Consider the following 12,890-nt stretch of genomic DNA (forward strand, 5'->3'; position numbering starts at 1 on the left):
TTCCAAAGGCTGGCAGCTTGACAAATTGTCAGTGAATGAATTATGCAGCTGCGGAAACTAATGCCTTTAATACATTATAACAAGCTCTCTCTGTTTCATTATCAATAAACTTACCCTCATTATTGATTTTAGTTCTTATAAAGGGTATAAGCAGGCTACCTCCTTCTGGAATTTTAGCGCTAATGGCGCCTAAGGTACGCAACAGAGCTTCGTGTGCGTATTGTCCTTGGCTTGACGCTGTGATCAATGCCACGGGCTTATCTACAAAATCGCCTGAGCTAACAGTCCAGTCAAGCAAATTTTTCAGAGATCCAGGTACTCCAAAGGCATATTCAGGTGAGCAAATTAAAATGGCATCAGCTATTTTTAGGTGCTTCCGTAAATTACTGACTGATTCAGGAGGTGTATCCGTATCTAAATCCGGGTTAAAATGCGGTAGCGACCCCATGTCATCATAAATGGTAAATTGGTGATTCGCTGCGCTTTGCTTTAAATATTCGAGAATAGCTATGTTAGAAGATTGATGTCTTAAACTACCTGATATCGCTAATATGTTAAGCATCCTTTTGTTATTACTATTCATTAAAAGTAAGAATAAAGGCTGAACCTTGTCCTTCTACAGATTGTACCTGGATACTGCCTTTGTGCAGCTGCATAATTTGCTTACACAAACTTAAGCCTATCCCGCTGCCAGTTTTGCGGGTACTGAAAAATGGGATAAATATCTTTTCTAAAATCTCCGGCGGCATGCCTACGCCATTATCAGAAATTTTGATGATCGTTTTTGTTCCTACATGTTCGCCCGAAAGAATGATCTGAGGTTCATCACGGTCTTTAACGGCTTCAATAGCATTAATTAACAGGTTGATCAGTACCTGCTCAATTAAATTTAAATCCAGTTCGATAGCCAAATTTAAGTCGCGCAGAATGATGTCAAGCTCAATGTATTTCTTTTCCAGCGTAGGCTGCATCAGGGTATTCAAGTTCTCGAACAGGTCGCACACCAATACTTTTTCCAAGTCGAGTTTAGTGATCTTGTTCAGGTTGCGGTAGCTCTCAGTAAATTTAAGTAAGCCTTCGCTCCGGCGTTTAATGGTATCAATACCCAGTTCAAGGTCTTCCAGGTCTTCGCTTACTACACTATCCTTTTTATCAATGCCTTGCAGCCTTTTTTTAAGTGTATCCGCAAGTGATGAAATCGGTGCTACCGAGTTCATGATCTCATGTGTCATTACGTTCAACAGCTTCGACCACGCCTTTGACTCATTTTCGTCCAGCGCTTCACTTACGTTCTGAAACGCAAGTAATTTGTAAGTCTTGTTTTCGCTGCGCAACAAACTGGCTGTAACCAGCACCTTAAATAGCTGGCGGTCTTTGCTTAAAGTGACCACCTTGCTTTCGCCCGGTTTTAAACCGATAACTTCCTGGTATAGTTGTGGTTCACGCTTTTCAAGCGAAGCAATAGTTTTGAGATAAGGTATGCCTAAAAGCTTTTTAAAAGACTCATTGATCCAACCGATTTCACCGTTTTCGGGTTCAAAAGAAAGGATGCCGGTGTTTACCAATTCCAGTACCTTTTGGAGATAATGATATTGCTGCTCGCGCTCGCGGTTAATGGTTTTAAAAGTATTATTGATCTCATTGAAACCTTTGCGCAACGGCTTTAACTCGTTAGGGGCGTGGTGCTCGTCAAAATGCCTGGAGAAATCACGGTATTGTACCGATTCAACAAATTGGTCTACTTCTGCCTGGGCCTTCCATTGAAAGCGCATCAGCTCAATTACCAGGTAAATAATAACAGGGAGCAAAGCCACGCTATAAACATAACTTGACCTTGCCAGCAATAATGCCGCCGCTGTGAGACTAAGAAATAATAAAATGACGCGTAATATAAGGCGCCACTCGTAACGGTTAAATATCATATTTACTTAGTCGCCTGTAAAGGGCAGTTCGTGTCAGGCCAAGTTCTTTTGCGGCACGTGTAATGTTGCCGTTATGCTTTTCAATCACTTTAAGTATGGCATTTTTTTCAAGTGTACTTAACTGAATGTTTTCGTTATCATCAAACTTTTCAGTAGGTGTAGTTTCCAGTACAGAAAAAATCAGATCATCCGGGTGAAGGATCTGATCGTCGGCCATAATAACAGCACGTTCAATGGTGTACTGCAACTCGCGCACATTGCCGGGATAATGATAGCTTTTAAGTTTTTGTACAGCTGCGGCATCAAAATCTACCGCTGGTTTCAAATACTTGTTAGCATACATATTGGCAAAATGTCGTGCCAGTACTACAATATCGTTACTACGCCTGCGCAACGGCGGCATGGTAATTTCAACCGTATTAATGCGATAAATTAAATCCTTGCGGAAACGGTTCTCATTAGCAAGCTCATTTAACGGAACATTGGTGGCACAAATTAAACGGATATTAATGTCAACCGGTTTATTGGTCCCTAAGCGTGTAACTTGCCTGTTTTGTAATACGGTTAACAGCTTGGCTTGTTGCTGTAAACTAATATTACCAATCTCGTCCAAAAATAAGGTACCGCCTTCAGCTTCTTCAAAACGTCCGGCGCGGTCTTCGCGGGCGTCAGTAAAAGCACCTTTTTTATGTCCGAATAGTTCACTTTCAAAAAGTGTATCGGTAAGCGCGCCAACGTCCACCTTTACAAAAGGCTTATTTGCACGTAACGAGCGTTCATGAATGGCTTTTGCCATCAGATCTTTACCAGTACCGTTTTCGCCAAGTATCAAGATGTTTGCATCGGTAGGGGCTATCTTATTTACCTTATGGAAAATATCGCTCATGGCCTCAGATTCGCCAAGTATCATGGTTGAACCAGCTTTTGGCTTGGCGGGTTTTGAGGATTTGTCACCTTCTTTTTTATCTAAAAGATCGGTGATGGTTTCTATCAGTTTTTCGTTATGCCAAGGCTTAACAACAAAATCATTAGCACCTTCTTTTAATGAGCGTACCGCCAGGTCTATGTCACCATAGGCCGTAATCATGATCACGCACAGGTTAGGTTTCCATTCTTTAACCTTGCGCAGCCAGTAGATACCTTCGTTACCAGTATTAATGGCACTGTTAAAGTTCATGTCCAATAGCAGCAGATCAACCTGGTTTCTTTGTAGCAGTGAGTTTAAGTTCTCGGGGTTCTTATCGGTAATAACTTCCAGTACCTGTGGTTTTAATAACAATTTTACGGCCGTAAGCACGTCCGGGTCATCGTCTACTACAAGTACGGTTGCTTTTTTTAGGATCATTTAGTTTAGATTTATAGGAAAAAGTAGTATCTGTTTTAATAAAATTTGAATTTACTAAATGACGGTATTTAAATCAATAAGTTACAAGCTATTTTCATTTTAGTACAATAAAAACATTGCCAGTAAGTCACAATGCACGTCTTTCAATACTTCCCATCTGACGTTTTTTATTTAAACTGTATCATTTGCGAACAGTGCATGTAACAGAAGCGAACGAAAATTCAGAATTTAATAATTTATAACTAATTGTAAATCAAATGTTTGTTTTATGGCATACGTTTTTGCTATGATCAATCAAATTATACTTTACTACTGTGGACAGAAAAATTGAAAAAAAGACATGGAATACTAAACGGATAATGACGATTGCCGGTATAAGCGCTGTTGTATTACTGGTAGGAGGCAGCATCTTATTTACATCTGGTAAAAGTAAGTTAAACGTTGATACAGAGCGTATCACAATAAGCGATATTAAAAAGGGCTCTTTCCAGGAGTTTATACCGGTTAATGGTGTAGTAATGCCGATAACCACTATCTACCTTGACGCTTCTGAAGGTGGTCGTGTTGAACAAAAATATGTTGAGGATGGTGCCGAAGTGAAAAAAGGCGACCCGATTTTAAAACTGTCGAACACAGATCTTGAGTTAAACCTGGCTAACCAGGAGACCCAGGTATATGCTGCACAAACACAGATGCAGATATCACATAACAATGCGCAGCAAAATACCGTGACCAAGCTAAACCAGATGGCTGACGTGGATAATTCGCTGCGCGATGCCGAGCGTATTTACAAGCTTGACAAACACCTGTATGAGCAAAAAGCTATTGGATCGCAGGAATGGCAAAAAGCGCAAAACGATTATAACTACCAGGTTTACCGTAAAAAGCTGACCATGCAGATCATGAAGCAGGATACGGTATCAACCCGCCAGCAGGATGCACAATCGCGCGAACAGTATGCACAGATGAAAAAGACGCTGGAGCTGATGCGCCAAAAGGTTGCCGACCTGACTGTTCGTGCACCAATTGATGGCCAGTTGACTTCTATGGATGCAGAAATTGGGCAAAATAAAAATAAAGGGGAACGTTTAGGACAAATCGACGTCTTATCGGGATATAAGGTACGGGTTGATATCGATGAGCATTACATTACCCGCATATTCAATGGTTTAATGGGTGATTTCTCGCTGGGTGACAAGACTTATAAGCTAAAGATCAAGAAGATCTTTACACAGGTTACTAATGGCCGCTTCCAGGTAGATATGCAATTTATTGGCGAGGTTCCTAAAACGATCCGCCGCGGGCAAACCTTACAAATTCGTTTGGCATTAAGTGACGAAACACAAGCTTTACTGGTACCTAAGGGTGGTTTCTATCAGCAAACCGGTGGTAACTGGATATTCAAACTAAGTGACGATGGTAAAACAGCTTATCGAGTAGATATTCAGCTTGGACGCCAGAACCCGGACTATTACGAAGTTTTACAGGGACTGAAACCAGGCGATAAGGTAGTAACATCAAGCTATGATAACTACGGAGATATGCAGGAACTGGTGCTGAAGAAATAGAGACTCAGAAACAAGAGCCAAGAATCAAGAGACAAGACAAAAAACTCGCAACTCGAAACTGATAACACGAGACAAACATAAAATATAACCTAAATAAAATCATCCCTTTAATGGGTAAGGAGGCTAAATGATCAGAATAACTAATCTTGAAAAGTATTACCGCACCGAAGAGGTAGAAACTATTGCGCTTAATAAACTTAACATGGAAGTAAAGAAGGGCGAGTTTGTAGCCATTATGGGGCCATCCGGTTGTGGTAAGTCTACATTACTTAATATACTGGGTATGCTTGACGATCCGGATGGAGGCAGTTATGTATTCAACGATATTGAAGTAGCGCATTTTAACGAACGCAAACGCGCAGACCTGCGTAAACATAACATAGGTTTCGTTTTCCAAAGCTTTAACCTTATTGACGAGCTTACCGTATTTGAAAACGTAGAACTGCCCTTGATATACACCGGCGTAGCAGCTTCAGAGCGTGTTAAAAGGGTAGAAGAGGTGTTAGATAAAATGCAGATCATGCACCGCCGTAACCACTATCCACAACAGTTATCAGGTGGTCAGCAGCAACGTGTGGCTATAGCCCGTGCGGTTGTTAACAAGCCTAAATTAATACTTGCGGATGAGCCTACCGGTAACCTTGACAGTAGTAACGGTAACGAGGTAATGGAACTACTTACCGATTTAAATGAACAGGGTACTACCATTGTAATGGTTACTCACTCTGAGCATGACGCACGTTACAGTCACCGCATTATCAGGTTATTAGACGGACAAACCGTGGTAGAGAACATTATGATATAAGGTTTAGGTATAGCATTTATCAACCTTAAAGAATCGACATCATGCTAAAGAATTACCTCAAAATTGCCTGGAGAAACTTATGGAAAAATAAGGCATTCTCGGCTATTAATATTGCCGGGCTTACTATTGGTATGGCAAGCGCTGCGCTCATCTTATTATGGGTGCAAAATGAATTAAGTTTCGACCGCGGTTATCCCAAAAAAGACCGCATATACGTAGCCTATAACAGGGCAAAATTTGATGGTAAATTATGGTGCTGGGCTACTACCCCTAAAATATTAGGCCCCACTATCAAAGCAGATTACCCACAGGTTGAAGATGTGGCAAGATACAACCAGGCAGGTTTCCTTTTCACTTACGGCGATAGAAAGCTTAATATAAGTGGTGGCTTTACAGATCCCGGTTTCTTAAATGTTTTTGATTTTACGGTATTAAAAGGTGATGCTAAAACTGCCTTGAAAGACAATTATTCGATTGCTGTTACTCAAAAAATGGCTAAAAAGCTTTTTGGCACTGAAGATGTAATTGGCAAGGTTGTAAAAATTGATAGTAATGCCAATTTTACCGTAACCGCTTTATTAAAAGACTTACCTAACAATACGAGTTTCAATTTTGATTACTTGCTGCCATGGTCGTACATGAAGCAAATAAAATATGACGATGATTACTGGGGCAATAACTCAGTAGCTACCTATGTATTATTAAAACCAGGGGTAAATATAGATGCTTTCAACAAACAGGTAAAAAATATTACCCGTTCACACTCCAAAGGCACTGAGGAGAATGAAGTGTTTCTTTGGCCCGCAGACAAATGGCACCTATATGCAAAGTTTGTAGACGGTAAAAACACAGGCGGCTATATTTCAACAGTAAGGCAATTTGCGGCCATCGCCTTGTTTATATTGCTGATTGCATGTATCAACTTTATGAACCTCAGCACTGCACGAAGTGAAAAACGTGCCAAGGAAGTGGGTATACGTAAGGTAGCCGGTGCGCCCCGTCGCTTGCTCATTGGCCAATTCTTAGGCGAATCAATCATTATTGCAGCAATTTCGGGCGTTATAGCGCTAATTGTAGTATTGCTGTCGTTGCCTGCATTTAACACACTTACGCAAAAAGAACTGAGCTTGTCTTTCAACAACCCGGTTTTCTGGTTATCGTTGATATCATTTATCCTAATTACGGGTATAGTAGCAGGCAGTTACCCTGCATTTTATCTTTCGTCATTTAAACCGGTAAGCGTACTAAAAGGCACATTTAAAGCAGCTAATGCTTTAATTACTCCACGTAAGCTGCTGGTAATTATGCAGTTTACCTTCGCCACAATCTTTGTGATTTACATCATAGTAATTAAGCGACAGATAGATTACGCTCAGCAGCGTGACAATGGGTACAAAAAGGATAACCTGGTTTACACCATGATGACCGGGGAAATAAGTAAACATTATAACGCCATAAGAGAGGACCTGATTAATAGCGGTGCTGCTGTAGGGGTTACAAAAACAGGCTCGCCCATTACACAAAGATGGAGCGACAGCTGGGGTGTAGACTGGAGTGGTAAACAGCCTGGATCTAAAATAGACTTTGTTATTTTTAACAGTGATGGCAACTTTGTAAAAACGCTGGGTTTAAAAGTAGCACAGGGTAGGGATATAGATATGAAAACTTTTCCTACCGACTCAAGTGCAGCAGTATTAAATGAAGCTGCTGCTAAAGCAATGGGCTTCAAAAACCCGATAGGCCAGCTCATTAAAAAAGACGATCACACCTGGCATATTGTAGGGGTTGTTCAAGATTTTATTATTGGGTCTCCTTATGAACCTGTTTCTCCGATGATTATACAAGGGCCTGCCTCTTGGTTCAACGTAATTCACTACAAATTAAATCCGGCACATTCTACTGCACAAAACCTGAAACTGGCTGAAGATGTGTTTAAGAAATACAACCCTGATTACCCTTTCGAATACAAGTTTGTTGACGAAGATTACGCAGAAAAATTTAAGAACGAACAAAAGTTAGGTACCCTTGGTGGTTTATTTGCCGGGCTAACCATCTTTATTTCGTGTTTGGGCTTATTTGGCCTGGCCACTTATATGGCACAGAACAGGATGAAAGAAATAGGCGTGCGTAAAGTATTAGGCGCTTCTGTAACACGTATTACCACCCTGTTATCGTTTGATTTCCTGAAATTGGTTTTGATCTCGTTTGCTATTGCGGCTCCTATTGCATGGCTAACCATGAGGGAGTGGCTTAATAGCTATTCATATCGTATTACAATCGGTGCGGGGGTATTTCTGGCTGCCGGGACGGTCACCATTGTACTTGCATTGGCAACAGTAAGTTTCCAGGCGATAAAAGCAGCTACATCTAATCCTGTTAAAAGTTTAAGGAGCGAATAAGTTAAGCCAATCTACATACAGGTCAAAAGTCAATCTATTAAGAAGGTTTTATGTTTAAAAACTATTTAAAAACAGCGTTCAGAAGCTTAATGAAAAACAAAGGCTTCACCTTCATCAATGTATTTGGGCTGGCACTGGGCCTGGCCGTTTGCCTGCTCATAGTGTTTTATGTAGTAGATGAACTCAGTTATGATCGGTATAATACAAAAGCAGATCGCATTTATCGCCTAAATAATGATATCAAATTTGGCGGGCATGCTGATTCGTATGCCGTTATACCTGCACCGACTGCCGCAGCTTTAGTAAGCGAATTTCCCGAGGTAGAAAATGCAGCACGTTTTCGCCAGATCGGAAGTTTCCGTGTTAAGAAAGGCAACCAGGATATACAGGAAGACAGGGTAACTTTTGCAGACCCTGCCATCTTTAACATTTTTACCCTGCCCTTTGTAGATGGATCATCTGCCGACGCCCTTAAGGCCCCGCATACCGTGGTAATTAATGAAACGCTGGCCAAAAAGTATTTTGACCGTACAGACGTGGTAGGTAAAACCCTTGTTCTAAACGATACAGCAAATTATAAAATCACTGGGGTTATAAAGGATATACCCCGGCAATCACACTTCAGATTTGATATCTTCCTATCGATGGAATCGCTGCCAGAGAGTAAACAAACCACCTGGCTAAGTAACAATTTTCAAACCTACATGCTGCTGAAACCTGGTGCATCTGTAAAAGCGGTTGAAAACAAATTTCCAGATCTGATCAGAAGGCATTCCAACGCAGAGTTACAGGAGTTTTTACACTTAAGTTTAGATGACCTGGAAAAGCAAGGAAATTATTTCCGTTTTAGCTTAACACCGTTATTAGATATTCACCTGAAATCTAACCGGGTGGCAGAGATCGGAGAGAACGGAAATATCCAGTATGTATACATTTTTTCTGCTATTGCCATCTTCATCCTGATTATTGCCTGCGTCAATTTCATGAACCTGTCTACCGCACGCTCTGCAAACCGTGCGCGTGAAGTAGGGGTGCGTAAAGTTTTAGGCTCTGCAAGGAAAGATCTTATATTTCAGTTCCTGACAGAATCTATACTCATTACACTTATCGCAACATTAATAGCAGCCGCGGGTGCATGGCTGGCCCTGCCGTTATTTAATCAAATGGCTGGTAAGGAAATGAGCGTTACGTTAAAAGCCGTAGCCTGGTTATTGCCCACACTTACTTTAATTGTGGTTTTTGTTGGATGCCTCGCAGGATCTTATCCGGCCTTCTTTTTGTCCGGCTTTCAACCGATAGCTGTATTAAAAGGTAAACTTTCAGGTGGTTTCAAAAATGGCAATTTGAGAAGCGCATTGGTGATTTTCCAGTTCTTCATTTCCATTTTCCTGATTATAGGCACACTGGCCATTTACAACCAGTTAAAATATATTCAGAACAAAGATCTAGGTTTTAAACGCGAACAGGTTTTAGTCATTAAGCACGCACACGTTCTGGGTACACAGGCAGAAACGTTTAAACAGGAGGTAAAACAACTACCCGGCGTTACCGATGCTTCTTTAACATCTTACACACCTACTGCGGGTAGCAGGAACAACAGTACCATTTATACATCACCTGTTTTTGATTCAAAAAGTGCGCTAAACAGCCAGATATGGACGGTGGATGCCAATTACCTGCCAACCATGGGTATGCACCTGATAGCAGGGCGGAACTTTTCTGAAGATATGGCTACCGATTCGATGTCGCTGATCTTAAACGAATCAGCTATTAAAATGCTTAGTGGCAAAAACAATTTGAACCAATTTTTATACGAGCCGCTTGACAATGAAATGAAAAAAATCGGGAAATATAAGATAATCGGTATTATTAAAGATTTTAACTTCAACAGCCTCAGGGAGAATGTAACACCGCTAATTCTTACCTATGGCAAAAATGAAGGCTCACTTAACGTTCGGATAAGTACTAAAGATGTAAAAGGAATGTTAAGCCAGATAGAGCGCAAATGGAAAGAACTGTCACCCAACCAGTCTTTCTCCTTCTCCTTTATGGATCAGGATTTTGACGAGATCTATCGCAGTGAACAGCGTGTAGGTGTCATTTGCGTAGCCTTTACTTCTTTCGCCATTATTATAGCCTGCCTTGGTCTGTTTGGCCTTGCTGCCTATTCAGCGGAGCAACGTAATAAAGAAATTGGCATCCGCAAAGTGTTGGGAGCGGGCGTTACCTCCATTGTTACCATGCTTTCGAAAGATTTTATCAAACTGGTATTTATTGCCATTATACTGGCAGCACCGTTGGCCTGGTGGTTTATGCAGAAGTTCTTCCTGGAAAGTTATGCTTACAGGCAAAACATACAATGGTGGGTAATAGCTGCTGCGGGTTCTGCCGCTGTTATCATTGCTTTTATAACTATCAGTTTCCAATCTATAAAAGCAGCATTAATAAATCCGGTTAAAAGTTTAAGGAGCGAATAAAATGCTTAAGAATTACATCAAAATTGCCTGGAGAAATCTTTATAAAAACAAAGTATTCTCGCTGATCCACATACTGGGTTTAACTATTGGGATCACCGTATGTGTAATGATCTTCGTTTATGTTTTAAACGAGTTCAGTTATGATAGTTTTCATAAGAATGGAAAGAATATTTATAGGGTAATGCGCGGTTACGACCCCGCAAAGCCACCTGCCCCTTACATGTCGGGTCCTTATGGTAATGCCTTACGTAATGATTATGCCAACCAGATAGAAGACCTGGTAGCCATATTACCATCTAACGACCTGATCACATTCGGCGAAAAGTCATTTACCGAACGCAATATCTTTTACGCAGATGCTGATTTTTTTAAGATGTTCAGCTTTCAGCTGATTAAGGGCAATGCTTTAACCGCATTAAAGGAGCCGAAAAGTATTGTCCTGACAGAATCTACTGCTAAAAAATATTTTGGCAACGCTGATCCAATGGGTAAGGTTGTTAAGGTTGATAAGCAGTACCAATATAAGGTGACAGGTATTGCAAAAGATGTTCCCTCAAATTCGCATCTGTATTTTGATGTGATTATGCCGTTATCAAACTTCTATCATGAGCCGTTTTTTAATGTTTGGGCTAATAACAATTCCTATATCTATATGCAGTTAAAGCCAGGTGTAAAACCTGAGCAATTAGAGCGCACCTTCCCGGCATTTATGCAAAAATACATGCGTAAGGATATGGAGCATATGCGCGTAAACTTCGACCTTGCTTTAACCCCATTAAAAGATATTTATTTTGAGGAAGGTGTAGTGTTTGATGGCGTTAAGCATGGCGATAAAAAGGTAGTATATATCTTTATTTCTGTAGCGGTGCTCATCATGCTCATTGCATGTATCAACTTTTTGAACCTGTCAACCATCAGGGCTGCCGAGCGGTCGAAAGAAGTAGGGTTACGAAAAGTTTTAGGTGCGCTGCGTAATCATTTAATGATGCAGTTTATTGGTGAGTCTATCCTGTTAACCTTAATATCATGTGTGCTAGCTATCGGATTATTGTTTTTATTGATGCCCTGGTACAACAGCATACTTGGCTACGAGTTAACGGTACAGTGGACATCAGCACCGATTTATCTTTTCCTGCTTTCTTTAGTACTGATTGTGGGTTTTGTATCCGGTGGTTACCCGGCTTTATTTATATCTGCTTTTTCACCAATACAGGCTTTGAAAGGGAAATTAAAGTTTGGCAAGGGCGCTTCATTTTTCAGGCAATCGCTTGTGGTGGTACAGTTCAGTATTTCTGTAATGCTGATCATCGGCACCATTGTGATCATGAAACAGATGAGTTATGTAAAAAATAAATCATTGGGCTATGACAAGGATCAACTGGTAACTGTAAGGATAGATAACGACGAAATTTACAACCACCGCCGCCTTTTTCATTCTGTTCTCGAAAATAACGGCAACATCGAATCGGTTTCATTAATGGCCGGCGAACCCGGTGGATTTTATGATACCAACGGATTTGAGGTAGAAGATAAACCTGCTACATGGCGTGCAAGAACATCATACACAGACGCCGAATATCTTAAAACATTAGGCCTTAAAGTAATTGCAGGCCGTGGTTTTTCCCGCCAGTTTGCTACAGACAGTGCAGAAGCCGCCATAATCAACAGAACAGCAGCAAAAGATTTAGGATTTACCCCCGATCAAGCTGTTGGTAAATGGATAAAAAATACCTACCGTGATTCGGTACGCAGGCATATTGTAGGCGTGGTAGAAGATTTCAACTATCTTTCACTTAAGCAAACACTTGATCCGTTGGTGATCACCCAGGCAGAAGACAGCCGCGTAGCAGTTATCAAAATAAAAGCAGGTAATATTAAAGCCGGTATGGAAGCCATTAAACAGGCTTACGCACAGGTGGCGCCTGTTTATCCATTTGAATACAGTTTCCTTAACCAGCAATTTGATAAGGCCTATCGCTCAGATATCCGTCAGCAAACTATTTTAAGTGCATTTGCCGGGGTGGCCATATTTATTGCCTGCTTAGGCTTATTCGGGCTGGCATCTTTCAGCGCAGCTAAGCGGACGAAAGAGATAGGCGTACGGAAGGTGCTTGGCTCTTCGGTACAAAATATTATTATCCTGTTATCAAAGGACATTCTGAAACCTGTATTAATTGCGACAATAATTGCTATGCCGGTAGGGTATTTTCTAATGAATAAATGGCTGCAGAATTTTGCTTATCGCATTTCTATGCAATGGTGGATTTTTGTACTGGCGGCTGTACTTACAACCTTAATAGCAGTGCTTACCATAAGTTATAATGCATTAAGGGCAGCATTGGCCAATCCTGTTAAAAGTTTAAGAAACGAATAA

The 12,890-nt window shown here is 40.9% G+C and carries 8 protein-coding genes; 5 read left to right on the plus strand and 3 right to left on the minus strand.

Going from position 1 to position 12,890, the window contains the following annotated elements; all coding sequences use genetic code 11:
• Nucleotides 1-40: 40 nt before the first annotated feature.
• Genes PQ461_RS10770 through PQ461_RS10780 form a run of 3 tightly spaced genes read right to left on the minus strand, consistent with a single transcriptional unit; the run spans nucleotide 41 to nucleotide 3,267 of the window.
• On the minus strand, nucleotides 41-583 hold the full coding sequence (locus PQ461_RS10770; protein WP_274205511.1) for an NADPH-dependent FMN reductase: 543 nt from the start codon (nucleotides 581-583) through the stop codon (nucleotides 41-43).
• Nucleotides 576-1,922 (minus strand): sensor histidine kinase, encoded by a 1,347-nt coding sequence (locus tag PQ461_RS10775; protein ID WP_274205512.1) that lies wholly within the window; start codon nucleotides 1,920-1,922, stop codon nucleotides 576-578. The genes PQ461_RS10770 and PQ461_RS10775 overlap by 8 nt, the downstream gene beginning before the upstream one ends.
• On the minus strand, nucleotides 1,912-3,267 hold the full coding sequence (locus PQ461_RS10780; RefSeq protein ID WP_274205513.1) for a sigma-54-dependent transcriptional regulator: 1,356 nt from the start codon (nucleotides 3,265-3,267) through the stop codon (nucleotides 1,912-1,914). The genes PQ461_RS10775 and PQ461_RS10780 overlap by 11 nt, the downstream gene beginning before the upstream one ends.
• 314 nt (nucleotides 3,268-3,581) lie before the next feature.
• Here PQ461_RS10780 and PQ461_RS10785 point away from each other — a divergent pair, with 314 nt between their 5' ends.
• From PQ461_RS10785 to PQ461_RS10805, 5 genes are all read left to right on the plus strand, one after another.
• Nucleotides 3,582-4,835 (plus strand): efflux RND transporter periplasmic adaptor subunit, encoded by a 1,254-nt coding sequence (locus PQ461_RS10785; protein WP_274205514.1) that lies wholly within the window; start codon nucleotides 3,582-3,584, stop codon nucleotides 4,833-4,835.
• Between the two features lie 127 nt (nucleotides 4,836-4,962).
• Nucleotides 4,963-5,640 (plus strand): ABC transporter ATP-binding protein, encoded by a 678-nt coding sequence (locus tag PQ461_RS10790; RefSeq protein WP_274205515.1) that lies wholly within the window; start codon nucleotides 4,963-4,965, stop codon nucleotides 5,638-5,640.
• 41 nt (nucleotides 5,641-5,681) lie between these two features.
• Nucleotides 5,682-8,039 carry an ABC transporter permease gene (locus PQ461_RS10795; RefSeq protein WP_274205516.1) on the plus strand — a complete coding sequence of 786 codons (2,358 nt, stop codon included), beginning with the start codon at nucleotides 5,682-5,684 and terminating at the stop codon, nucleotides 8,037-8,039.
• A gap of 89 nt (nucleotides 8,040-8,128) precedes the next feature.
• Nucleotides 8,129-10,516: an ABC transporter permease gene (locus PQ461_RS10800; protein WP_274205517.1), complete on the plus strand. Its 2,388-nt coding sequence runs from the start codon at nucleotides 8,129-8,131 to the stop codon at nucleotides 10,514-10,516.
• Nucleotide 10,517: 1 nt separating this feature from the next.
• Entirely contained in the window at nucleotides 10,518-12,890 is a 2,373-nt protein-coding gene (locus PQ461_RS10805; RefSeq protein ID WP_274205518.1) for an ABC transporter permease, read from the plus strand.

The organism is Mucilaginibacter sp. KACC 22063, assembly GCF_028736115.1.
In the GTDB taxonomy this organism is placed as follows: Bacteria; Bacteroidota; Bacteroidia; order Sphingobacteriales; family Sphingobacteriaceae; genus Mucilaginibacter.

What these genes read in the sequence shown, in the direction of transcription:
- PQ461_RS10770 (WP_274205511.1), bottom strand. Translation starts at nt 583, where the DNA reads ATGAATAGTAATAACAAAAGGATGCTTAACATATTAGCGATATCAGGT.
- PQ461_RS10775 (WP_274205512.1), bottom strand. Translation starts at nt 1,922, where the DNA reads ATGATATTTAACCGTTACGAGTGGCGCCTTATATTACGCGTCATTTTA.
- PQ461_RS10780 (WP_274205513.1), bottom strand. Translation starts at nt 3,267, where the DNA reads ATGATCCTAAAAAAAGCAACCGTACTTGTAGTAGACGATGACCCGGAC.
- PQ461_RS10790 (WP_274205515.1), top strand. Translation starts at nt 4,963, where the DNA reads ATGATCAGAATAACTAATCTTGAAAAGTATTACCGCACCGAAGAGGTA.
- PQ461_RS10795 (WP_274205516.1), top strand. Translation starts at nt 5,682, where the DNA reads ATGCTAAAGAATTACCTCAAAATTGCCTGGAGAAACTTATGGAAAAAT.
- PQ461_RS10800 (WP_274205517.1), top strand. Translation starts at nt 8,129, where the DNA reads ATGAAAAACAAAGGCTTCACCTTCATCAATGTATTTGGGCTGGCACTG.
- PQ461_RS10805 (WP_274205518.1), top strand. Translation starts at nt 10,518, where the DNA reads ATGCTTAAGAATTACATCAAAATTGCCTGGAGAAATCTTTATAAAAAC.